Raw genomic sequence first — 25,209 nt, 5'->3', positions numbered from 1 at the left:
TCCAGTACAGAAATGTCGTTTGTGCCCTTGAGAACAAATGAACATGTTCTGTATAAGATTAGCCTGTTTTGAATTTCTTTCAACCACCGTCACAAAGCTATTCAACAGAATCCCGACCGATCGCTAGACTGGGATCGTTTCACTGCTCTTGCGCCATGTTTCAAGCCACACGCCGCCGCCTTGCCCTCTGGTACGCTGCCTGCACGGCTATTCTCCTCCTCCTGTTTGCCAGTTGCTTTTATGTTTACGTGCGCAACACCCTTATCGAGCGGGTGGACGACACCCTTCACCACGTGGTGGAAGTGGTAGAGCGATCGCTCGTTATCGAGCCGACAGGATTTGCCAGTCCAGCAATTGAACCGACAAGCCTCGCAGGCTCCCGCCCGGAATTTCGCGTCGATCTCGATGCAAGTTTGCGGGATCGCGATGTTGCCGTGGAGGACGATCGGATTGACTTGGAATGGTTTAGCCCCAAAGGGGAACCCCTGCGATCGACCTTTCCTGCTGGTTTGCATCTGCCGGGGCTCTCCAAGCAGCCAGAACAGACTGTTACGGTGGCAGCAAACTATACGTTGCGACAACTGACACAGCCCTTGCGTTACAACGACGAACTGTTGGGCTATTTGCGGGTCAGCCATCCCTGGTTTGAGGTGACGAAACCGACGCGACAGCTGGTGTTTGATTTAGCAGTGGGCGTTACCGGCACTTTGGGGGTCGTGGGAATTGTGGGCTGGTTTTTGTCGGGACTGGCGATCGCCCCCGTGCGGGAGTCTTACCAACAGCTCAAACGGTTTACAGCAGATGCCTCCCACGAATTGCGCAGCCCGATTGCCAGCATTCAGACCAACGTGCAAGTGGCCCTCTCCGATCCCGCACTGGAGGCAGGCGATCGCCACAACTGGCAGGTGGTGGAACGCCTGACCCAACGGCTGGGACGGTTGGTGGACGATTTGCTCTTTTTAGCCCGACAGGATGGGGGAGTGGCAGCAACCCCGCAATGTTGCGCGCTGGATATGTTGGTGCTGGAGGCGGTGGAAGAGCAGCGATCGCGGGCGGCAGAGCAGGGGATTCGCTTGACGCTAGCGATTGGCGATCCGCCCGATGGGGAAGGGGCAGCAATTCCTCTTTATAGCTTGATGGGGAATGAGGACGAGCTGGTGCGGCTGCTGACCAATTTGATTGAGAATGCCCTCCGCTACACCCCTCGGGGGGGTCGGGTTGCCGTCGATCTGCGCCAGTGGGTGAAATCGGGCCAGCCCTCGATTCAGTTGCAGGTGAAAGATACTGGCATCGGCATTCCATCGGATGCCATTCCCCATCTGTTCGATCGCTTCTATCGGATCGATCTCGCCCGCAGCCGTTCTGCCAGTGGGAATAGCGAGCGAACTCGGAGCAGTTCGGCAGGTTCGGGGTTGGGATTGGCGATCGTCAAAACCATTGTGGATCGCTATCGCGGTCAGATTCGGGTGGAGAGTGTAGAGGGGGAAGGGAGTTGCTTTACGGTCTTCTTGCCCGTTAAAAATGCCGAGTCTTGCGAGTCAGCGGAGCTCGCCTGAAGCGTGATTCGGGGCTTGTCGACAAACTGGGCTCGAAACAACAGCTTATCGCTCCAATTCTCTCTATAGTGGGAGTATTCTCGGGGATAGTAATGTACCCTCCCCGACAACCCCCTAACAGCATCATGTCTTCTTCGGGTCCCTACCGCAGCCGCCTCTTTCGGCACGCAGTCCGTCAATATCGCCGCACGATTTCGGGTGGCAAGCGCACTTGGCGACACTTTCAGGCTGCTGTTTGGAGGGAAACCCAAGTCCTGTTGCTTCCTTTTTACAAGCTGTTTCGGGCAGTAGAGCAATCCGATCGCCAGTTCTCGCCAGCCCAGTCTCAATCTCGCCTGACATCGGCAGCTAGTTCTGGCGAAACCGCCAGTGAGGCGATCGAGCAGCTCGTGCAGGTGGCCCAAACGATTCCCTTCATTGCCGACTCTGCGTCGGAGGTTTTAACTGCTCCCCAACTCGCGACTCGGCCTAAACGCCCTCGTTCTTCCCATACCCCCAGTTTGGCGAGCCGTATCGAGTACCTGGAAAGCAATTCCCCTCTAGCCCGATCGCAGCCACTGCAAATTCAGGCGATCGCCAGTCAGATCGACAGCCGAGCCCTCGTTCTCGTCACTCCTCGCAACGACGTTCTAAACTGCCTGTCTGGCGATCGGCAAGCTCTGCTCGCCCAGCGAATTGAAAACGCTCTCGCCCAACTGCAAGCCCCGCCGATCTCGTCCATTGCGATCGCCCCGCCAGCGCCTACCTGGCGACAAACCCTCGCTCGCCTGTCGCGACCCTTGCGCCAGCGCCTCTCGCTCCCCAATGCCGCCGAACAGCCCTTACCGTCGCTGCCACAGCTCTGGAAAAAGCTCTCGGTGCCCCAATCGGTCAATCCACTGGCGATCGCCCGTCAAACCCTTCAGTCACTCCGCCTACAGCCCGCCGAGTCCGATCCAGGTCAACCCCTATTGACCGGAGAGCGAGTCAGACAGAATCTGCCGCAGCCGTTGCAGCCTAATCCCGCCAGCTCTTCCCCCGAACTCGAAACCCTTCCGACGAGATACCCCGTCTCTGCTGCGACTCGATTCGCCTCGTTCGTTCCTTCGGCCTCAACTTCCAACGCTCTTCTCAATCCTGCGGGCGATCGCCCCCTCCTGCCCCCCGGCCCCGAGCCTGCGCCCCTCCCCCTCCTCAATCCCCCCACTGTCGGCTTCCTGCGGCCCGCTGTCAAACGCGCGCTCGAACGGCGATCGCCAGCAACGGCCAGCCGTCTGACGCCGAACCCAGAACAATCTGCCAGCCGCCGCTCCCCAAAATCGGCTGCGCGATCGCCATCTCGCAAGACGTCGCCCATTTCAAAGCAAAGGAGAGCCTCGTCTGCCAGCTATTCGCCAACCTACATTGAAGTGGAAGCTACCCCCCTCGGCAACGAGCGCTCCCCCCTCCAAGAGGGGCTCAGTTGGCTCGACCGAGGTGTGTTTGTGGCCGAAGAGACTGCCCTCAAGGGATGGCAGTGGTGGTGTGACTTCATACAAGAGCCCGAACAACCCAAGCCAGCTAACTTTGCTGCCGCCGCCGCCGATAGTCGCGACTACGTTCGAGCCTGGACTCGCAAGCTCCAAGCAATTGGCAGTGCGAGCGCTCAACTGGCGATCGCTATTTTGCAAGAATTGATGCCAGTGTTGTGGCAATCTGCCCTGCTACTGGTGCGCTGGAGCAAAGAACTCACCAGGAAACTGCTGCAATGGCTGTGGATTGAGGGTCTGCCCCTACTGTTAAAGAGGGGGGGGGCGAGCGCCCGCTGGAGTGCGACGAACGGCTGGAAACTGCTTCAGCAGTTGGGGAAAGCATTTTGGTGAACTGAGTGTGTTTAACGCTTCCAGTCCACAGCGTTAAACATCACAAGCGAACCACGACTGAATTCAGGGTAGAAATCCTGTAAATTATTAGCGAGCATGGCGATCTGATAAATTTATTCAGGCATTCTGAGCAGTAAACCCCATCCAGATGGAGATCTGGAGTTTTCAGGCATTGCACTCGGCCCCCTAAATCCCCCACTGGTGGGGGACTTCCGAGAGGCTATTGGCTTCGTTCTACAACTTTAATCATCCCGATCTCCATCGCCTTCCCCGCCTCTCAACCCTCAACTGGAACTGTATTCAAGTCCCCCAGAATGGGGGATTTAGGGGGCTAATGCAGCGAACCACAGCGCTAGTGAAGACACATTCTCAAAACTACGGGTCTCTACTTAGACGGGGCTTGAGCATAAAAGTGAATTCTGTTCCGGCAGTAGCGATCGCATTCCATCGAGATCGACGCCCGAGATTTTAGGAATTTTCATCTACAAACTTGAGAAAGGCGTAAGCCTCAGCCGCAGGTAACCGAAAGGTTTTTTCCTGATAATCAATAATGTAGGTTCCTTCGATCTTGCCGCAGGCGGTGCAGGTGACGGCATTCGACTTCAGGGTCGAGACGCTCAGTTGTTCGATTTCCTTATCCACCCATTGTTTAAAATTGCTCAAGTCGGGAGGAGCGAGATCGACAGTGTCGGTCATTGTCTAGAAACCCAGAAACGACGGTCAATGTTTGTGCGGTTTGCCCGATCGCGATCGCTCGCGAGCGGCAGCCGCAAACCTATTGTGCCCGGGGAAACTCATCTGACTGCCGAGCCTCCGAACTTGTTGTTTGGCCCACAAGAGATGGGCAAGCTCAGTTTATTCGGAGGTCGACGATTTTCAAGCTTGGCCTCTTTTTTAGCCTCTCGTAGGGTTGGAATGCTATGGCTGCGCAACAAGTAATCGAACTGGCCAAACAAGGAGATCCAGATGCTATTGCCTCGATCCTCAATCGCGCTTTAGGCGATCGGGGTGTTACGGCAAGGGTTTCGGTCGATCGAGATGTTCTCCAAGTCGAGCTAGAATCCGATCCGCCTCCCCGGCCACAAAACTTTGTGCCCCCCCTAGAACAGGCATTTGTCGGGCTCGCCCCCCGATCGCTGCGTGGCGTCACCTTCTATGGCTTGCAACCGGGCTCGATGGCTCCAGTTTGGGCTCGCAGCATCGAATTCGCCAGCACCTCTGACGAGGAACCCGCAGAGGCACAATCGACAGTTGAACTTTTGGCTGACGAGGAACCTGAAGAAACACAATCGGTTGGCAGTATAACTGAACTCTTGGCTGATGAGGAACCTGAGGAAATACAATCGATTGGTCATGTGGCTAAATTCTTGACTAACGAAGAACCCGAGGAAACACAATCGGTCGATCGTGCGGTTGAACTCTTGACTGATGAGAATGTTGAAGAGGCACAATCAACGGTTGAAGTTTTGGCTGACGAAGAACCTGCAGAGACACAAGCAGTTGGCAGCGCGGTTGAACTCTTGCAGGAATACTCTGCTGGAGAGCGCATATTTCGCGATGCAAATCTAGCTAACGCCGACCTGGCTGAAGCCAATCTCTGCGATGTAGTTTTAACAGCAGCCAACCTGCAAGAATCTAGTTTGAGTGCGGCTAATTTAAGTGCTGCCGATCTGCAGGGTGTCAACGCGATCGAGGCCAATTTGAGCGAAGCGAATTTATATAATGTCAATTTGAGTGAAGCCAATTTGAGTGGCGCGGTTTTGGTGTTTGCCAATCTCAGACAGGCTGATTTGAGCAGAGCAACGTTGATAGAGGCCGATCTGAGCCAAGCCAATTTGAGTGCAGTCAACTTGTGCCGCGCTAATCTGCAGGGAGCGCTATTGCAGCAGGTCAATCTCAGAGGAGCCAATCTGTTAGGCGCTAATCTGCAAGAAGCTCAGTTGCAGGGGTCCTGCTATAGCGAACAGACCCGTTTCGATGGCGATTTTGCGCCCGAAGCGGCTGGGATGGTGAGACTCGACGCCCCTTAGCAAATGATGCACCTCGATTAAAACCGCTCCCAGCGGGGCTGGAACCCCCGCCGCCGCAGAAAATTCAACTCAATGCGGCGCAAGCGCGACAGCACCTCGGTGTCGGGGGGATCGCCCAGCACTTCATCCTCCGCCTCGAACTCCCGCAGTTGTCGGTAGGCCGAAACCGGTTGTTCTGCGCCCTCGCGATCGAATTGCGCCCAAAACAGACTCTGGGCCGCAGAAAGAGCAATGTCATTCGTGGGGTCGAGAGCCAACGCCCGCTCGTACAAATCTCTCGCCTCCTCCAATCGCCCCTGCGAGAAGCGAATTCCCCCCAAAGCCAGCAAAGGATCGACCGCACTAGGCTGGAGGACAATTAATCGTTCGTAGGCTCGTACCGCCAACTCCGTCTGCCCTAGCTCGGCCCTCACCCCCGCCAGCGCTTGCAAAGCATTCACATTATTGGGGTCGAGCTCGATAATCTCCTCGTAGGTGCGAGCCGCCAAATCCAGTCGTCCCTGCCTCCGATAGGCATTCGCCGTCACAAACCGCGCATCAATATTGCTCGGATCGATCGCCAGCAGTTGTCCGTAGACCGCCAACGCCCCATCAAAATCCCCCAAAGACTGGAGAAAATCCCCCAGCGCAAAGTACACATCTGGATTGGTGGGGTCGAGGGAGCGAGTCACTTCAAATGCCTGCTTTGCCCCCACCACATCGCCAAGCTGGCGACGGGCATCGGCCAAGGCAAACCAAGCCCCAGCGTTATTGGGATCGAGACTGACAATTCGTTCGTAGGCAGCAGCAGCTCCCACAAAATCTCCCACTTGCTTGCGGGCTTCGGCAAACGCGAATAACTCTCCAACTGTGGCCCTAGCAGGCGGGGCTTGAGCCGGAGAAGAGCCGGGGGGTAAGGGTTGGGAAGGCGGAGATGGCGGCGCGGGAGCGGCCTGCGGCGGAGCATCCACCACTCCTCGGGGAGGAGGCGCGGCGGCAACCAGCCTCGGTGGCGGCGGCGTTCGCACGACAGCGGGAGATCGCGAGCCAAAAGAGGCGATCGCACGCGGAGCCGAGGGGCCAACAGCGGGACGTAGAGGGGGGCGAGTGCGGCCAGGGGTCCCAGATGCTTCTGGAGTGGAGTCTGCTGCTGAGGCGATCGCGTCGTCTGTCGCGAGTTGGAGACGATTGTTAAGGGTGTTGACCGCACGACCTTCATCAGTCTCGGGTGGAACTGTTCGACGCAATCGGGTTAGTTGCGCGCGAGCCTCTGCCGGGTCCACTCGGGCAAGGGCTTCGATGTAGCGCAGCCGCACATTCACATCGTCCGGCTCGATGACCAGCATGGCCTCGTACAGTTCCAAGCGGGAGAAATCGGTGGGCAGCACGGCCACCAAGGTATACACCTCGGGGGGGGGCTCGCGAAAGGGGAAGCGCTCGAACCAGCGATCGAGCATCTCTTCTCCCTCGGCGCGCGAGGCCAGTTGGTCAATTAGGGACACCGCGACGAGGCCCACTTCGGCCTGCAGGTCGTCGGCATCGTTGCGCAATAGCTCGCGGTAGAGGCGGCGGGCTTCGTCGCGCTCGCCCCGTTTGATGCGCAGTCCGGCCAGACTGAGGGCGGCCCCGCGCGCCACCGAGGGTAACTCCAGATCCCGATCGTCCAGTAGAGCTTCGTAGCGGCGGATGGCCCGCTCTTCGCGGTCCTCCTTCAGATCGATATCCGCCAGTAACAGCTCGGCGTTGGCATCGAAGTCTTCTCCAAAGGCGGCTTTTCCTCGGGCTAGGGTTCTGCGAGCGGCGATCGTGTCGTCCTCTTCCAACTGCATTTGAGCAATGCGGAAGTCGATGAAGGGCACATCCACCGCCTCAGCCTCCCGCAGGATTTCGTAGAAGGCCATCAGTTCGGAGTTGGGGGGATCGAGGCGGACCACAGACTGAGCGGCATCTAGCTGTTGTTCGGGGGGAATCAGGGCAATGGGCAAGAGCACCTGTTGCAGCCGCTCCTTCAGGTCCACCTGATAGAGGAAGCCGATTTCCCAATCCTCGGACAGCTCCTGCACCAGCGGATCGTCACTATCGGCCTCCCGCAGCAAGACGCTTTCGATCGCCAGTCGCTGTACCCGCAGTGTGTCGTCGGCGGGGAAGTCCTGTACGAGCCGGTCGTAAAGCTCTAAGGCGCGATCGCGCTGTGCGGGCAGGCGACTGAAGAAATTGGCCGCCTCCCGCAGGGTATCGGCCTCGGTGGTGGGGTCCGCCAAAATGTCGTCGTAGAGGGCGATCGCTTTTGCTCGGATGGCATCGGAGGCCCCGGGTTGGCTGGGCAGGCTGTCGAGTAACGCCTCCAGCGCCACTTCATTATCGGGATCGGCAGCCAACACCTGCTCGAACAGTTGGAAGGCGTCTTCCAATTGCCCTTGCTCGAAGCGCTTGCTGGCGAGCCCCTGGATCGCGTCGAGGTTATCGGGATCGAGCTCCAAGATGGTTTCGTAGGCGGCGGCAGCGCGATCGACTTGTCCCTGTTCGGCGCGCACGCCTCCCAAGGCTTGCCATGCTGCGATATTCTCGGGCTGGGCTGCTACAACCCCGGTCAGTAGACGAGCGGCGGCGTTGAGTTGCCCCTCTTGCCGCTCCAACTCCGCTAGAGCAAACAGGGCAGAGACATTATCCGGTTCCAGGCGGACGATGCGCTGGTAAGCCTCGCGAGCGGCGGCGGGATCGTCCAATTGCCGCAGCAAATCTGCCAGCGCCAGCCAAGCACCAACGTTGCGCGCATCGGCATCGACAATCTCTCGATAGGCCGCCAGTGCGCCGTCAAAGTCCTCTCGCTCCAAGCGCAGGCGGGCGGCGAGAAAATTCAGCGCCACCCCTTCAGAAGAGTCGGCAGGGAATTGACGCTTCAATGCCGTCAACTCCGCTTGCGCCGCCACCGGATCGAGTAAGGCGAGAGCTTCAATTCGGCGAATCTGAACGCCAAAGGCTTCTGGTTCGAGCTCGAGCATGGCGCTGTACAAATCCAACCGCTCCACTCTGGGGGATAGCTCGGACACCAGTCGATAGACCTCTGGTGGGGGCTCCCGGAAAGGGAACCGATCGAACCAGCTATCGAGTAGGGCTTCCCCCTCCACATCGGCAATGCGATCGTCCACCACGTCGAGGGAAGCCAAGCCCAGCTGGGCCTGCAGGTCGTCGGGATTGTCGGATAGGAGGCGCTCGTAGAGCTCGCGAGCTGCCTCCCGCTCGTTCTGAGCGGCTCTCAAGCCAGCCAAATTCAGAATCGCTGCCCGCCGAATCTCCTCACTCTCCAGGTCTTCGCTGGCAATGATGTCTTCATAGCGGCGAATGCTGCGGTCTGCTCGCCCCACCTGCCGTTCTAGAGAGGCGATCAGCAATTCCGCACTGGCGGCAAAATCCGGCCCTCGGGTGGCAGCGGCACTGGTGAGGGTTTGGCGGGCGGCTTCGTTTTGGCCCAACTCCAGTTGCATTTGGGCAATGCGGAAGGCCAAGAACGGCACGTCCACTGCGGGGCTGTCGAACTCCTGGTAGGTGGCGAGGAGGGCTGGATCGGGGGGATCGAGACGGACCAAGAGTTGGGCTACATCCCGCTGGCGGGCCGGATCGGCGATCGCCGCTGCCGCCAATGCTGCCTGCAGGCGGTCTTGCAATTCGGGCTGGTAGAGGAAACCAATCGGCCACTGGCGGGACCGTTCTGTAACAAGGGGCTCGCTGCTGTCGGCATCCCGCAGCAGAATGGCTTCTAGAGCTAATTGCTGTACCGGCAAACTGTCATCTTCTGGAAAGCGATCGGCCAGATCGCGATACAAATCCAGAGCGGTTTGCCGCTGCCCGGGTAGGGTGCCGAAGAACGCCGCGGCCGATCGGACTAAAGCTGGGTCGGGATTGGGGGCGCTCAACAGGTCGTCGTAGAGGGCGATCGCGTCTTGCACGAAGCTGGCGGGGGCATCCGGTTGGGCGGGCAGGATGTTGAGGACGGCGTCGAGGGCGACAGGATTGTCGGGATCTTTTGCCAGCACGCGATTGTAAAGCCGTCGCGACTCTAGCAAATCCCCCCGTTGCAGTTGCAATCCTGCCAGACCCAGCAGCACGTCGGTGGAGTCGGGGGCGAGTAGCAGCAGGGTGTCGTAGGTGACCAGGGCGCGATCGACTTGCCCCAATTCGGCCAAGCTGCCTGCTAGCCCCTGGAGCGCGCCGATATTTTCCGGCTCGATCGCCACAATGCGCTCGTAAGCGGCTAGAGCGCGATCGAACTCCCCTTGCTCTTGCCGGAAACTGGCGAGTGCAAACAGGGCCGGGAGGTTGTCGGGGGCGATCGCCAACAACTCCCCATACACCTGCGCTGCTCCTGCCAAGTCATTCTGCTGTCGTTTTAAATCCGCCAGCACGAACAAGGCATCGATATTCTCGGGTTCGAGGCGGCGGATGCGCTCGTAAATCTGCAGGGCAGCATCCCCGTTCCCCTGCTGCTGCCGCACGTCTGCCAGCGCCAACAGCAGCTCGATATCGTCGGGCTCGCCCGTCAATAGACTGTCATAGATCGCCGCCGCCCCCTCCAGATCCCCTTCCGCCACACTCAACTGAGCGCTGGCGAAATTGAGGGCCCGCGCCATCTCTACATCCCCTGGAGACAGGCGACGGCGGAAGTCTTCTAGGCGCGTGCGGGCGGCCACTGGATCGATTGCTGCCAAAGCCTCGATAAAGCGCACCCGCAAACCGGCATTCTCTGGCCGTAAGGCCAATAATCCTTCATACAGGGGCAAGCGCTCCCCACTGCCGGGGAGAGCATTGAGTAAAGCGATCGCCTCGGCGGGCGGGATGCGGAACGGGAAGCGATCGAACCAGCGCTCCAAGATGGCTTCTGCAGCTTCGAGCTCGATCGTCTCTTCTTGGAGAGACAGTGCTGCCAGCCCCACTTCTGCCTGCAAGTCGGTGGGGTTCGCATCCAGCAAAGCATCGTACTGTGCGATGGCTGCGGGACGATCGCCTTGCTGCGCCAGCAACCCAGCTAAGCTGAGCCGCGCCCCCCGCACCACTTCGGGGTTAGAGCTATTGGCAATCAGGGTTTCGTAGCGCTGCCGACTCAGCACATTGGCCCCCTCCTGCAACTCTAGATCGAGCAACAACAATTGAGCACTCTCGGCGAAATCGCCCTCGTCGGCCACCAGTGCGGTCAGCGTCTGCCGAGCAGCATCCGTCAGTCCTCGTTCCAACTGCATTTGGGCAATGCGGAAGGGCAGCAGCGGCAGTTCCAGCCCCGCCCGCTCGAAGCTCTGATAAATCGCCAAGAGCTGCGGGTTAGGGGGATCGAGACGGACTAGGAATTCTGCCAATTCCTGCTGCTGTTCCCGTTCGGTCGGCAGAGGAGGACGCAGGGCCAGCCGCAGGCGATCGCGCAACTCCAGTTGATAGAGAAAGCCCGGATTCCAGTCGAGGGCAAGTTCTTGCACCCGCTCGTTCGAGGCATTCGCCCGACTCAGCAGCACACTTTCCGTCACCAGCCGCAAGGCGGGTAAATTGCGATCGCTGGGGGAAAGGGCGATGAGGCGATCGAAGACGGCTAGGGCGTCCAGTTGTTTTTCGGGAAATTGACTGAAGAATTTGGCGGTCTTGCGGAGGGTTTCGACCGATACATTGGATTCTGCCAGCAGCGCCTCGTAGCGGGCAAAGGCATCTTGGCGCAGGCTCTCGGGGGCATTGGGCTGAAGCGGCAAGACATTCAGAAGGGCGTCGAGGGCGGTTTCGTTATCGGGGGCGATCGCCAGCACCTGTTCGTAGAGCACCTGCGCCTCTAACAAAGCCCCCTGCCGCAGTCGCAACCCCGCCAAGCCCAACAGCACGTCAGCAGAATCGGGAGCTAAGGTTTGCAGGGTTTCGTAGGCCAGTAAAGCGCGATCGAACTGCTCCAGTTCTGTGGCAGTGCCCGCCAGCGATTGTAGGGCGGGAAGATTGGCAGGAGCGATCGCCAAAATCTGTTCGTAATCCTCCAGTGCCGCCGCCAGATTCCCCTGCCGTCGGCGCAAATCTGCCCGCGCAAACCGCACCTGCACATTCTCGGGATCGAGCTGCAAGACCTCGGCATAAGCTTGTAGCGCCCCAGCCTCATCCCCCCGCTGCTGGCGCAAATCCGCCAGAGCGAACCACACTTCTAGATTGCCGGGGGCGATCGCCCGCACCCGCTCGTAAAGCTCCAGTGCTGCCGACTCGTCCCCCTGCTCCCGTCTCAGGGCTGCCAAGCCCAAGAGGGCAGCCACGGCATCGGGGTCGTCGGCCAAGATGGCGTTGTAATCTGCCGCCGCTGCTGACAAATTCCCACGATCCACATGCAGTTGGGCACTGATAAAATGCAACGCCTGGGCCAAGTGCCCATCGCCAGTCCCCATCTGACGGCGAAACTCTTCCAAGCGGGTGCGGGCAGCCACTGGTTCGAGCTGGGAGAGGGCAGCCACAATGTGAATCTGGAGGTCCCGATTGGCAGGGGTGAAGGCCAATAGACCCTCGTATAGGTCCAAGCGATCTAAATCGGCGGGTAGGGCAGTGGCGAGGCGAGTGAATTCGGCTGTGGGCATGCGGAAGGGAAAGCGATCGAGCCACTGCGCCAGAACGGCTTCGGCTTCTGGCTGAGAGAGGGCGTCGTCTAAATAATTGGCGGCAGCCAAGCCCGCGATCGCCTGTAGGTCTTCAGGATTGTCCCGCAGTGCCAAGTTGTACAGTTGCCGCGCCCGCTCGAAATCCTCCCGGGCCACCTGCAATCCCGCCAAACCCAGGATCGCCCCTCGCCGTACCCCTCCATCGGGATGGTTGAGCAGCGTTTCGTACCGCTGCATACTCTCCTCAATCGAGCCCGCCTGACGGTCCAGTTCCGCCAGCAGCAATTCCGCTCCTGCTGCCCCAATGCCTCCCCGCGCCAGGACTATCTCCAAAGCTGCCTTCGCCGCCACTGCCTTCTCCCGTTCCACCCACATCTGGGCTACCCGAAAGTCCAACAAAGGAACGTCTACCTGTGCATCCAACAATTGTTGATAAACCTCTAATAGGTCTGGATCGGGGGGATCGATTCGGGCCAAGACTTCTGCAATTTGCTGTTGTCGCTCGGGCTCGGTTTCCGGCAGAGCTAGGGCCGCTTGCAGGCGATCGCGTAGGTTGAGGTGATACAAAAATCCCACGGGCCACTGTTCGGCTAGGGGCTGCACGACGGGGTTGGCCCGAGCGGCATCGGCCAGCACGATGCTTTCGAGGGCGAGTTGCTGGATGGTATAGCTGCGGTTGGTGGGAAAGCGCACAATTAACCGGTCGAACAGTTGCAGTGCTTGCGAATAGCGATCGGGCACGGTGGCAAAGAGGAGGGCGGCATCCCGGACGATGGCGGGGTCGGGGTCGGGCTGACTCAACTGCTCGTCGTAGAGAGCGATCGCCTCCCGCAAGAACCGTTCTGGGGCGTCCGGTTGGGCGGGCAGAATATTGAGAATGGCATCGAGGGCCGCTGCATTAGTGGGGTCGAGGGCTAAGACCTGCTGGTAGAGCTGGTGGGATTCCTCCAAATCTCCGATCTGTAACTGCAAGCCTGCGAAACCCAGCAGCACGTCTGTCGAATTGGGGGCCACTGTCAGCAGCGTTTCGTAGGCCAACAAAGCCCGCTCGATCTGCCCCAATTCCGTCGCAGTTCCCGCCAGAGCTTGCAGCGCCCCAATATTCTCGGGCTCGATCGCCACAATGCGTTCGTAAATCTGCAGCGCCTCGGCCAACTCCCCCTGCTCTCGCCGAAAATCTGCTAGGGGAAACAGCACCTCTAGGTTGTTGGTTTCAATCTGGGCGATCGCCGCCAGCGCCTCCGCCTCCCCTGCCTCATCTCCTGCTTCGCTTCGCAGCTCGGCCAAGGCTAGCCAAGCCTCTAGGCGATCGGGATCGCTCCGAACAATGCGCTCGTACAGCGCCAGAGCCGCTGCCCCATTCCCCTGCTGTTGGCGCAGCTCGGCTAAGGCCAGCAACGCATCGGTATCCTGCGGATCGGTAGCCACAATTGTCTCGTATGCCGCTGCTGCTCCGTCTAAATCTCCTGCCTCTTGCAGCAACCGAGCCGCCAGAAAACTCAACTGTCGCGCCGCCTCAGACTCTGGCGCAACCCGCTCGCGAAACTCGTCCAGACGAGCCCGAGCGGCCAGCAGGTCCGTCGCGGCCAATGCCTCCACAAGCCGCACCTGTACCCCAAAATCCTGGGGCCGCACCGCCAACAGCCCTTCATACAACCCCAGTCGAGCACTCGTGCTGGGGAGACCGCTCGCGAGGGCAAATACCTCGGGGCTGGGTATTCGAAAGGGGAAGCGCTCCAACCAACGATCCAAGACTTCTGCAGCCTCGCGCTCGGATAGGGACTCCTCCGCCAGCAAGACCGTCGTCAATCCCACTTCTGCCTGCAAATCCAGCGGCTCGATCGCCAGCAGTTGTTCGTACAGCCGCCGCGCTCGCTCCAGATTGTTGAGACTGATATTGGCTCCTGCCAAGCTCAACGTAGCGCCCCGACGAATAGCCGGGTCCGCGCTGCGGGCCAGCAGCCGTTCGTAACGCTGGATGCTGGCGTCGAGGCGACCCTCGCGGCGATCGATCTCCGCCAGCAGCAGTTCTGCATTATCGGCAAAGGCATCCCCCTGCTCTGCCACAGCCGCTGCGATCGTCGTCCGCGCACTCTCTCTATCCCCCAACTCGATTTGCAATTGGGCAAGGCGGAAATCAATCAAGGGAAGGTCGATCTCTGCCTGCTGCAAGCTCTCGAAAATCGGCAGCAGCTCGGGATCGAGGGGATCGACTCGCACTAAGGTTTGGCCCACTGGCTGCTGTCGCTCGGGGGGGATGTCTAAGTCGGGTAGGACTAATGCCTGCAGCCGCTCCCGCAAATCGAGCTGGTAAACAAATCCCGGCATCCAATTGGGGCTGAGTTGCTGCACGAGTGGATGGGAGGTAGGCGCTTCGCTCAGCACCACGCTCTCCACCGCCAGCCGCATGATGGGAAAACTGCGATCGCCGGGAAACAGTGCCGTCAGTCGGTCGTACAGTTCCAGCGACTGCAATTGCCGCTCGGGCACCGTGCTGTAAAAACTGGCCGCCGCCAAAATAATCTCGGCGTCGAGATCCTCGATCGCCAACAGCCGGGTATAAATGGCGATCGCCTCAGACTGATATTCCTCGGGGGCATCCGGCTGTGCGGCCAATCCCACCAAAATCGACGCCAAAACTGCGGCCACCTGCGTATCCGCCTGACGGGGACGCAGCACCTCCAGCGCTTCTACCGCCCGCTCGACCCCCTGTAGGGACAAGGCATAGGCGATCGCTGCATCCTTCTCTGCGAGGTCGCGACCAGCCGCGAAGTATTGCTCGAACAGGGCGATCGCCCGAGGGTGTTGCCCCGAGAAGGCAAAGGCTTTGGCGGCTTCCAACTGCAGTTCGGGGGTGGGGTCTAGCCGCAGGGCAACTTCGTAGTCGGCGGTGGCCGCTTCAAACCGTTGTTGAAAGCTAAGAATGCGAGCCCGATTGAGGCGGGCACTGAGCCGATTGGGCGCAATCTCGATCAGCCGATCTAGAGCCTCCAGCCCTCCCTCGTACCATTCCGGTCGAAAGGTGCCCAACTGCCCTACCGTCTCCAGAGCCAACACATTATCGGGCTCTTGCGCCAGCACAGCCCCATAAGCCTCCCAACTCTGGCGATCGCGACCGGCGCGGCGCAGCGCGATCGCCAAGCCCAACTTGGCCTCAATCGAGGCGGGAAAGTCTGCGATCGCCTGTCTAAAAGTCAAGATGGCATCGTCCACCAATCCCTGTTCGAGCAGGGTATAACCTTCCACGACGCGTTCGGGGACTCGGGCGGGCAGTGTGGGTTGGGGATCGGCCTGTGCGATGACCGGCTTGGCTGAGTCAGCGATCGATGTCGTTCTGGGGCGATTGCTTTGAGCCCGGACCCGCAGTGGCGATTGGGGGGCGATCGAGATCGTCGCTGCGAACACTCCGGCAGAGAAGCCCAAGGCCGTGCCCCACAAGACCAGTGCTCGGTTTTGGTTGCTGTCCGCCATATCGATCGTCGGCCTCAAGTGATTGCGCGAGCTGGCGATCGCCGAGAGGGCCATCGCCCTTTACCACCCAGGTCTCGCCAATCGGTCGATGGAAAACTAAGGGCTAGAGCAGTCAACCGGCCTAAACAACGACTAGCCGGTTGCCCTGTCGCACAGCCTCTATCCTCTGACAAGATTTCCCCCATCATTGCCGTTCTATTCAAACTGTGACAGTCAGCAAGAGTTGGTAACAAATGTCAGGGGATTGGCAAGTTAAGGCTGTACCGATCGGGCCACTCAATGCTGTAGAGGTGCTTTGCCCGAGCGATGGGCTATTCGAACGCAAGTTCTCGGGCACTGCAAGTGTCGGGATGCAAGTCTAGATCGGACAGAGGGGTGTTGTTAACATCGTTGAGGCTAAAGCGCAGCGGAATGCCCGCATCGAGCAGAGATTTCAGCGAGGGCTCTTCACAAGCGTAAGCGGAAAAGAAAGCTTCAAACGCTTCACCAATTAAGGCAGGGTTCGTTTCCCGAGCTTTAACTCTCAACAACCGCGTATCGTAAACGAACGTATCTCCTTCAACTGAGGTCGAGAGCAACTCTGCGTTTGGGTCAATTTGGACGGGAAGTGATTGGTTGAGAGCGCTCGAAATCTGTTCTAGGGGAATCTCTGCGATCGCGATCGATGCAGTTGCCGTCTCTGGAGGCGGCGAGGGAGGTTCGGTTTCGGGGGCTAAGGTGTTTGGATTGCTAGCCCGTTGCAATTGCACGAGCTGACTGCGATAGACAGTGAGGGATTGCAAAGACCCGTTTTCGGCAATCAATCGATCTAACACCTCGATCGCCTCTGGCCAGTTTTCGGCTTCAACAGCAGCTTGCAAGTGTTCGTCCAAATCCTGGGCAAGCCCTACCCCCGGCCACAAACCAGCTGAGAGTACAGTTACACCAACGGCTCCCATCAGTGTTTTAGCTTGCATCAAAATGTCTTACCCAAATAACCTGAATGTAATATATACAGACACAGTTAACCACTGCATTCGCCCCCTAAATCCCCCATTCTGGGGGACTTGGCGACAGCGCTAGCTTGGGTTTTGGAGATGGGGAAGACGAACCGGCGAATCGCAGCTATTAAAGCTGTAGATCGAAGCCAACAGATTCTCACAAGTCCCCCACTGGTGGGGGATTTAGGGGGCCGAGTGCAATGCCTATAAACTCCAGATCTCAATATGGATGAGGTTAGGTAAAAACCTTTAGGTAAAAAAAGACGAGCGCTGTCGGTGCTTGGCGATCGATTCGACAATGCCTAACGCCAGGTAGTTGGTCAATAGGGCCGATCGCCCATAACTGACAAACGGCAGCGGCAAGCCGGTAATGGGCATCAAGCCGATGGTCATGCCGATATTGACCATTGACTGAAACAGGATCATGCTAAAAACACCGATCGCCACCAGCGCGCCGAAATCGTCTTTAGCGTTTTGGGCAATCAAAATCAAGCGAAAACAGACGATCCAAATCAAGCTCAATACGGCGATCGCCCCGATAAATCCCAGCTCTTCGCCGATCGCTGCAAAAATAAAGTCTGTATGCTGTTCGGGGATAAAATCTAACTGAGTTTGGGTGCCTTGCGCGATCCCGCGTCCCCACAGCCCACCCGCGCCAATGGCAATTCTCGATTGAATCAGGTGATAGCCTGCCCCTAACGGATCTTGGCTGGGGTCCATAAAAATGAGTAGGCGCTGCCGCTGATAGGGCTTGAGAATTCCCCAAGCAATTTGGCCCAATACCCCTGCCAAAAGATTGAGCACGGTAAACGCAAACGCGCCAAATCGACGCCAAGGCAAGTGCCAAGCAGCCAAAACGCATACCAGTGCGACCCAACCCAGCCACCCCCACAGCATCCACTTCGCCTCGGTATTGGCATAGATGCCGTAGAAAATAGCGGCGATCGCGGGAGAGCTCAGTAGCAGCAGCCAACTGAACCGAGCCCCCCCCCAATACAACATCCCGATCGCAATGGCGATAAAGATCAGAGCTGTGCCCAAATCCGGCTGCAAGAAGATGAGCAGCCAGGGGGGGGCGATCGCCAAAGCCACTAAGCCAATTTGACTGAAGTACCTAATCGGCCAGCGATGCAGCACTGCCGCTGCCGTCAAAATGACACTCAGCTTGGCAAACTCCGAGGGCTGCACCTTAAAACCGACAAGATTAATCCACCGAGCTGCCCCTCCCCCCGTTACGCCGACAAAAATCACAGCCACCAGTAGAGCAACGCAAATCCCGTAGACAAACCAATGCCATTTCAGCCAAATCTGATAGTCAATCCGCGCCACAAATAACGCTAGGACCAGACAGAGGCAGGACATGATGGCCTGCTGCAACCAAAAGGAACTGTCTTGCCGAGTGCTGTAAATGGCCAAGATGCCGATGGCATTGAGGGCCATTACCGTCAGCAGCAAAATGCCGTCAAAGTCTTTCCAATCTTTACGCCACTGTTTCCAATTCAGCCAATGGCGACTGCCTAGGAAGGACATCATGGGGCTCAATCCTCAATTTCGCTGCTGAGTACGGCGGCGATCGCCTGTTTGGTATTGTCCTGAAACTCTTTGATATTGACTCGACGCAACAATAGGAGTGCTGTGATGATGCCTAGGGCTTGAACCCCAAACACACTGCTGTAGGCCAGAAGTGGGATTTCAAATAGATGTCGGCCCAAATCTAAAATGCCGCCGCCAAAGACAGTGGACAACCCCCTTGCCATCGCCTGAGCTAGTCCCCAAGCTCCAATAAATGTGCCCGCTGTTGCCGCCGCTGTTAAATCCAGCATTAAACCAATCGCCCCCGCCGTGAGAATGCCGGAGGACAGGCCAAACAGCACTAAAGAGCCCCGCAAAAAGTTGGCACTGCCACTAAAACCAGACAGAATCAACAGGCCAAAACAAATGGCGGCGGCAATACAACCCAACCGAGTCGTACCCCGTTTGCCCAGGCGGGGCACAATCAAAAAGCCGGTTCCGGCGATTCCGAGCAAGGTACCGACCCCAAAAAAGGCATTGAGCAGAGTGGTATCCGCGAGGCAGAGACCAAAGACTTCGCCGCCGTAAGGTTCCAACACGGCATCCTGCATAAATAAGCTGATGGTCATGACCAGCAAAAAGCTGAAAAACAGGCCCGTTTGGCGGCTGGCGGTGAGGATTTTGATGGCTCGGCCGAAGCCAATTTTGTCTTCGCGAAGACTGGCTCCAGAATCGCGCGATCGCTGGTGAAAGCGGGAGTACTTTTTCTCTACGCCCGCCGTGGCCAGACAGCAGAGCCCGAAGACTGCGGCAGGCACGATGACAAATAAAGGATTGACGGATTGCTGCAGTTGTGGGATGTCGGCAACGCGGGCGTTGAGGGCGGGATTGAAGTTGAGAATATCGCTGCCGCAGATCTCGGGGGTATTGAGAATGGTCGAGCTGATATTAGCCCCAATCACAATTCCCACCATCAGCATCGACCAGACAATGCTGACCAACTTGGAGCGATTGGCTTCGTCCGATACATCCACTAGTAGAGCCGCAAATGGGGTGGAACTGGCGCTGAGGGCCAGTCCGTAAACCGCAAAGACTGCGGCCAAGATTGCAGCCCAGGTATAGCTGATTGGGCTCCAGCCCGAGGTCTGCAGACTTTCTCCCAAGCGCCAAATCACCTGCAGTGCCACAAACGAAATGCTGGTAAAGATAGCAGCTCCAATCCAGACGTAGCTGGTGCGGTGGTAGCCCAGAATGGGTTTGGTATCTGAGAGTTGGCCGAACCACAACCGCGCAGGGGAGACAAACTGATACATGGCGATCGCCCCCGCAGCAATGAAGGCGGTCACCTTAAGCTCGTCAATCATGATCCGATTGAGCACCCCCAGCGTCAGCAGGGACATCGTGCCCAAACCCATTTGAAACAAGCCCAACCGGAACATGACCGGCAGGGTAATGGTGGGGCCTCGCTCCGGCTCGCTGGCGGGCAGAGGGGGTTCGAGATCGGGAGATTTCGAGCTGGACATGGGTGAGTCGAAGGAGCAATGCTATTGCACGATAATCGAAATTGAGACGGATCGCTCAATTAAACCCCGTCTGAGCAGAGACCCGTAGTTTTGAGAATGTGTCTATTAGACCCTTTCACTAGCGCTGTGGTTCGCTGCATTAGCCCCCCCTAATCCGGTCATGGGATTTAGATGAAGAGAATGAGTAATTGGTTACACTAGCCTCCTGTAGGGTGACTATCTTCAGTCTCCCGCAATCACTTGGGGGTGGGCGGTTCTTGGCCGCAACTCATCATAGAGACAACACAACCCATCTTCGCGTTCAGTCATTTTAGTCTCTCTAGGGAAGCCTGCTGTGAGATCTGACAGTCTATCGACCCGCGATTGCCGCTACTGTTCGGCGGTTTCCCAAGCAAGCGGTGAAACTCCTATCGGGACGGCTGGCTCGCTCGACCATTGGATAGCGATCGCCCTTCCCCAACCCCGCCCTCGCCAACTGTGGGCAGCTCGCCCCCTGCTTGCCCCTTTAGAGCAGTTGCCCAAAGCGATCGCCATCCGTCGGGGTCAGCGGCTGCGCCTGGTCGCGATCTCCTCCGATCGGAATGACTACAATCCCGATCGCGTGCGGGTGTTGCACTACTATCGCCCAGAGGGTCCGTTTGCAGAATTCAACCGCTCGGAATATCTACTCCCAGAAACTGAGGTAGTATCGCTGGTTCGCAGTATTCTCAGCAATCCTCAGGCGCGATCGCCCTTTCAGCACTATTGTCAGAAGGCTGGCAAAGGGATGCGCGACCTATTTGTTTGTACTCATACCCGCCACGATCTGGCTTGCGGTCGCTATGGCACTCCTCTATTTCGCTTGCTGTATCGCAAGTACAATCACCTCGATCGCCTGCGCGTCTGGCAAAGCAGTCATTTCGGCGGCCATCGCTTTGCGCCCACTTTGATGGATTTTCCCTCAGGGCACTGTTGGGGGCATCTCAATTCCGATCGGTTAGAGGAGGTGTTAGAGACTTTGGTCGAGCGCCAAGGAGAATGCCAAATCCTCAAGCCGTTCTATCGGGGCTGGGCGGGAACTCACAAGTTCGGCCAGTTGCTGGAAAGCGAATTGTGGATGCAAACGGGTTGGGATTGGTTGTCCTATCGGAGATCGGCGCGGGTGGTACAGCCCAATTTGTCGGGTTTGCGGGCATTCCTTTGGCAGGCATTGAGGATTGTACCCGGACGGCGAGCCCTCAATGGGAGAGATGCACTGGCGATGGCAGCCCGTCAGGCAGAGGTTCGGCTCGACTACAACCGCCCCGATGGGAAAGCTGAATCGTGCCGCGCTCGCATAGAGGTCTGCGGACAGGTCGCGACTATGGCGCGCTCCGATACAGACGAACGCGTTGTCTTACCACAATATCGAGTCAGTATTTTGTCTGACACCGAACCTCTGGCAGGAAGCGATTCTAGAGACCGGGCTTAGTTAACCGTGCGAATCCTTCCAGACGGGACCGCGATCGATGCGAGCGATCGCGGTCCCGTCTGTTACTGTTAAAGAGCTTATTCAAAATAATTCTTAAGAAGCTTTTTCCCGAGCGCTTGCCGCATACTTCGGCGCAGGCGGCTTTTAGCGACGTTGATGTCAGGGTTTCCCATGCCATCTCAAAGTATTGATAAAACGACGACGATCGAGCAGGTAGAGGATGTTCCTGAGTTAGACCGGGATTCCTATAGCCTTGGAATTACGATCGCTGCTCGACAACAAGCCGAGCAACGCGTGCTGAAATTAATACTGCCTTGCACTTTGGGCTCGCTCGTCCTGCATGTCGGGTTACTGACGCTGCTTTGGGCTATCCAACAGGCTCCTCCCCCGACCCCAGCAGAATTAGAAGAATTGATTTCCTTTGAATTCATCGAGATCGAGCCAGTCCCCAGACCGGCGGAGCCAGAGGAGGCTGAGCCCGAGCCGCCTCCAGTGCCCGAACCACCACCTCCAGCACCCGAACCACCACCTCCAGCACCCGAGCCAGCCACCCAGGCCCCTCCACCTCCAACGCCCGGGCCACCACCTCCAGTTCCCGAAGCAAGCTCGATTCCCGAGCCATTGCCCGAGCCAGTGACTCAAGCTCCCCCACCCGTTCCGGTGCCTCGATTTACCCCGCTTGCCGATGCATTTCAACAGGACGCCGAGCCATCGGCCCCGGTGGCTTCACCCGAGCCGCCACCGGCTCCGACAGTTGCCCCAGAACCAGCTCCAACTCCCGTTGCGGCACTGCCTCCTCCACCTGTCGAACCCGAAGTCTTAGCTCGTCCGCTGAGGAGTGCGTTGGTTCCCCCAGACTATCCCAGCGAGGCCCGACGCCAGGGACGGGAGGGGGTTGTCTTGGTGAGGGCAAGAGTAACGGCAGACGGAAAAGTTGCAGATGTACTCATTGCACGATCGAGTGGCTACAGCCCCTTTGATGAGGCGGCTCTCGATGCCGTTCGACGCTGGCGCTTTGCTCCGGCCAAGCGGGGCGATACTCCGATCGAATCTTGGGTTGTCCAACCCATTCGCTTCAATCTAAACTGATGCTAGTTCTTGAGAATCTTTTTGATTTGTAAAAGCGAGTATTGCATATAGTCGCTATAGTAACAGTTCAATTCCAGGCGTTGCGATCGAGGATGGGCCAACTCAGAAGGGCTTCATCAGCGGGATCGACTTTGAGTGGGGCTCATCGCAGTCCTACATCGCGATTGAGGAGAGTGTTGAGTGCCTAAAAGATTGCCATCCCTGCGAGCAGCGCCACCATCTGTTTTGGATTTGCAGCTTGCCATTGGCCTCGGCCTCAGCCTCGGCCTGTTCCTGTTGTGCGCGATCGCCAGCCTGAGCTGGGGAGCAGCGGATATTTCCCCCGCAACGATCTTTGACGCCTTCCTGCATTTCGATCCCGCCGTGCGAGAGCATCTCATCATTCGCACCGTGCGGTTACCCCGCTCGCTAGTGGGAGCAGCCGTAGGGGCAGCACTGGCAGTTGCGGGGGGGATTATGCAGGGGCTGACTCGCAACCCGCTAGCATCGCCGGGGATATTGGGAGTCAATGCAGGAGCATCTTTAGCGGTGGTGGGGGCGACATTGTGGCTGGGGGCACTTTCTCCCTCTACTGCAGTGTGGTTCGCATTTGCAGGGGCAGGACTGACTGCAACGGTCGTCTACGCTGTGGCTAGCCTGGGCAGTCGCAGCATGACTCCCCTCAAGCTCACCCTGGCGGGAGCAACGCTAGCAGCGCTACTCTCTGCGATTGTCTCGGGGATGTTAGTGCTCAATCAACGTACGCTTGAAGAAATTCGGTTTTGGCTGGCTGGTTCGTTGATCGGGCGGGACTTCCAGTCTGTCTGGCAGGGCCTGGTTTATATTGCTGTGGGTTTGGCGATCGCTTTGACCCTCGGAAAACCGATTACGGTGCTCAATTTGGGGGAAGATATCGCCCGCAGTCTGGGGCAAGCGACCGGGCGGGTCAAAGGGGTAGCAGTGGCGACCGTTGCTCTGTTAGCTGGTAGCGCTGTCGCGATCGCGGGTCCAATTGGGTTTGTGGGGTTAGTGGTCCCGAATGCCGTGCGGTTGTTTATCAAGTTTGATTATCGCTGGATATTGATTTACTCGGCTCTGTTCGGTTCGAGTTTGCTGTTGCTGGCCGATCTTGGCGCTCGTACCCTCGTTCCTTCGGGAGAATTGCCCGTTGGCACGATTGTGGCGCTTGTTGGGGCTCCATTTTTTATCTATCTCGTGCGCTGGAAGGTTGAGTAATGGCATCTCCGTGGATTGGCATTCGCTGGCATCGACCGCCGATCTCCCTGCGTATCGATCGTCGGACTCCAGCAGTACTCCTCGGCCTAGCTGGGCTAGCGGCAATTGCAATGCTATTCAGCATCGCTTGGGGAACGGAAACGATTCCTCCACTTGACGCGGCAAAAGCGCTTTTGGGGTTAGAAAGTGCCAGCCCTGCCGACCTCTTTGTCGTGCGCTCGCTCAGATTGCCGCGATCGCTGGCGGCCTTTCTCGTTGGGATTGGTTTGGGTACGGCCGGAACGATTCTGCAGGGACTGACCCGCAACCCCCTTGCCGCTCCAGGGATTATTGGGATTAATGCAGGTGCGAGCCTTGCGATCGTGCTGTCACTCGTCTTGCTGCCAACCCTGCCTGTCGGGGGACTGCCAATTGTGGCCTTTGTCGGCAGCCTGCTGATGTCTGCCGCCATTTACCTACTGGCCTGGGATAGCCGCGACAGTTCTCCTGTGAGGCTTATTCTGGTGGGCATTGGCTTGTCTCTCGCGGCAGGAGCTCTGACGTCGTTGCTGTTGGCGTTAGGCGGAATCAACCGAGTCAGTCTGGCATTAGTTTGGTTGGTAGGAAGTGTCTACGGTCGCAATTGGAATCACATTTTGGCGCTATTGCCCTGGCTGATTGCTTCTATTCCGCTGACATTGGCGCTTGCCCCAGAATTAAATATCCTCAGCTTGAGCGAGCCGGTAGCTAAGGGGTTGGGTTTGCGCATTCAACGCTCTCGGACGCTTTTGCTCGTGACAGCGGCCGCGCTCTCGGGGGCATCTGTTGCGACCGCTGGCACCATTGGATTTGTCGGCTTACTCGCCCCCCACCTGGCCCGTCGCCTAGTCGGCCCCTCCCATCTAGAGTTAATTCCCACTGCGGCATTGACGGGAGGGTTGCTGGTTCTGACTGCCGATGGGTTGAGTCGCGTGCTGTTTCCCACTGTGGAGATGCCCTGCGGGATTATGACTGTGGGATTGGGGGTTCCATACTTCCTCTATCTACTTGTGAAGAGTCCAACAGTATGAGTCAAAGCTCCTCTCAATTTCCGGTTTTAGAAGCTAGATCGCTTACTCTAGCTTATCAGAAATTCCCGATCCTCCAAGATCTCGACCTGTCCATCATGAGTGGCCAAATCACAACACTGATTGGCCAAAACGGTTGTGGAAAATCCACTTTACTCAGCGGTTTATCTCGATTGCTTGCTCCGAAACAAGGTAGTGTCTATCTCGATGGAACGTCAATTCATACTCTCTCAACCCGAACGGTTGCCAAACAATTGGGAATCTTACCGCAGTCTCCTCCTCACCCCGAGGGAATTTCGGTCAAGTCATTAGTGACTTTGGGACGTTACCCCCGTCAAAATTGGCTGCAAGCTTGGTCGGAAGAAGACGAAGAGATGGTGAATCGCGCTTTAGTGATTACCCGTATGCGAGACTTAGGCGATCGCCCTTTAGATAGCTTGTCGGGCGGCCAAAAACAAAGGGCTTGGATTGCGATGGCTTTAGCTCAAGATACTCCAATACTGCTGCTAGACGAACCGACAACTTATTTGGATATGGCCCATCAAATTGAGGTGTTGGACTTACTTCACGATCTCAATCGAAATTGCGATCGGACGATTGTTATGGTTTTGCACGATCTAAATTTAGCTTGTCGCTATTCCGATACGATTGTTGCTTTAAAAAATGGTAAAATCCTTGCCCAAGGTCATCCAAAAGACATCATTGATGCGACATCAATCGAGAAAGTTTTTGACATTCAATGCACAATCTTGAACGACCCAACGACGAATATGCCGCTCTGTATCCCCCGGAGTCAAACCCTTACCTTGGCGGGCACGAGTCAAAGTCAGAAAGAGATCTAATCGAACTGCGCTCGAACGACAGCAACCCTGGATCAATTGTCAATTCCGTTGCTTGCCAGAACTGGACAAG

At 57.6% G+C, this 25,209-nt stretch carries 13 protein-coding genes; 8 read left to right on the top strand and 5 right to left on the bottom strand.

What is annotated here, in order from left to right:
• The first annotated feature begins 155 nt into the window (after positions 1–155).
• Together SYN7336_RS23150 and SYN7336_RS23145 are read left to right on the top strand one after the other, a co-directional pair.
• The gene (locus SYN7336_RS23150) at positions 156–1,556 is read left to right on the top strand and encodes a cell wall metabolism sensor histidine kinase WalK (protein WP_017328331.1); all 1,401 of its coding nucleotides are present in this window, start codon (positions 156–158) and stop codon (positions 1,554–1,556) included.
• A gap of 125 nt (positions 1,557–1,681) precedes the next feature.
• Positions 1,682–3,397, top strand: coding sequence for a hypothetical protein (locus SYN7336_RS23145; protein WP_038026225.1), 1,716 nt, complete (start codon positions 1,682–1,684; stop codon positions 3,395–3,397).
• Positions 3,398–3,865: 468 nt separating this feature from the next.
• Here SYN7336_RS23145 and SYN7336_RS23140 read toward each other — a convergent pair whose 3' ends face one another.
• Entirely contained in the window at positions 3,866–4,093 is a 228-nt protein-coding gene (locus SYN7336_RS23140; RefSeq protein ID WP_017328330.1) for a hypothetical protein, read from the bottom strand.
• 224 nt (positions 4,094–4,317) lie between these two features.
• On the opposite strand from SYN7336_RS23140, the gene SYN7336_RS30250 reads away from it, so the two are divergent.
• Complete coding sequence (locus SYN7336_RS30250) at positions 4,318–5,427, top strand: pentapeptide repeat-containing protein (protein WP_017328328.1); 1,110 nt, start codon at positions 4,318–4,320, stop codon at positions 5,425–5,427.
• Positions 5,428–5,444: 17 nt separating this feature from the next.
• Here the strand turns inward: SYN7336_RS30250 and SYN7336_RS23125 are convergent, their stop codons facing one another.
• The 4 genes from SYN7336_RS23125 to SYN7336_RS23110 all read right to left on the bottom strand — a co-directional run bounded on the left by SYN7336_RS23125 (position 5,445) and on the right by SYN7336_RS23110 (position 19,497).
• Positions 5,445–15,536, bottom strand: a complete 10,092-nt coding sequence (locus tag SYN7336_RS23125; RefSeq protein WP_020480096.1) for a tetratricopeptide repeat protein — start codon at positions 15,534–15,536, stop codon at positions 5,445–5,447.
• 257 nt (positions 15,537–15,793) lie between these two features.
• Positions 15,794–16,438 (bottom strand): hypothetical protein, encoded by a 645-nt coding sequence (locus SYN7336_RS23120; RefSeq protein WP_156820297.1) that lies wholly within the window; start codon positions 16,436–16,438, stop codon positions 15,794–15,796.
• 273 nt (positions 16,439–16,711) lie between these two features.
• Positions 16,712–17,995 (bottom strand): rod shape-determining protein RodA, encoded by a 1,284-nt coding sequence (gene rodA / locus SYN7336_RS23115; protein WP_038026222.1) that lies wholly within the window; start codon positions 17,993–17,995, stop codon positions 16,712–16,714.
• A 5-nt stretch (positions 17,996–18,000) separates the two neighbouring features.
• The gene (locus SYN7336_RS23110) at positions 18,001–19,497 is read right to left on the bottom strand and encodes an MFS transporter (RefSeq protein ID WP_017328325.1); all 1,497 of its coding nucleotides are present in this window, start codon (positions 19,495–19,497) and stop codon (positions 18,001–18,003) included.
• A 334-nt stretch (positions 19,498–19,831) separates the two neighbouring features.
• On the opposite strand from SYN7336_RS23110, the gene SYN7336_RS27475 reads away from it, so the two are divergent.
• From SYN7336_RS27475 to SYN7336_RS23085, 5 genes are all read left to right on the top strand, one after another.
• Positions 19,832–20,947, top strand: coding sequence for a sucrase ferredoxin (locus SYN7336_RS27475; protein WP_017328324.1), 1,116 nt, complete (start codon positions 19,832–19,834; stop codon positions 20,945–20,947).
• Between the two features lie 171 nt (positions 20,948–21,118).
• Positions 21,119–22,036, top strand: coding sequence for an energy transducer TonB (locus SYN7336_RS29395; RefSeq protein ID WP_156820296.1), 918 nt, complete (start codon positions 21,119–21,121; stop codon positions 22,034–22,036).
• Between the two features lie 180 nt (positions 22,037–22,216).
• A complete protein-coding gene (locus SYN7336_RS23095; RefSeq protein WP_227498567.1) occupies positions 22,217–23,251 on the top strand; it encodes an iron ABC transporter permease in 1,035 nt (344 codons plus the stop codon).
• Positions 23,251–24,300, top strand: a complete 1,050-nt coding sequence (locus tag SYN7336_RS23090; protein WP_017328320.1) for an iron ABC transporter permease — start codon at positions 23,251–23,253, stop codon at positions 24,298–24,300. The genes SYN7336_RS23095 and SYN7336_RS23090 overlap by 1 nt, the downstream gene beginning before the upstream one ends.
• The gene (locus SYN7336_RS23085) at positions 24,297–25,139 is read left to right on the top strand and encodes an ABC transporter ATP-binding protein (RefSeq protein ID WP_017328319.1); all 843 of its coding nucleotides are present in this window, start codon (positions 24,297–24,299) and stop codon (positions 25,137–25,139) included. The genes SYN7336_RS23090 and SYN7336_RS23085 overlap by 4 nt, the downstream gene beginning before the upstream one ends.
• The last annotated feature ends 70 nt before the right edge of the window (positions 25,140–25,209 follow it).

The sequence above is a fragment of the Synechococcus sp. PCC 7336 genome, assembly GCF_000332275.1.
Taxonomy (GTDB): Bacteria; Cyanobacteriota; Cyanobacteriia; order Thermostichales; family PCC-7336; genus PCC-7336.
This window is presented reverse-complemented; position numbering and strand designations above follow the sequence as displayed.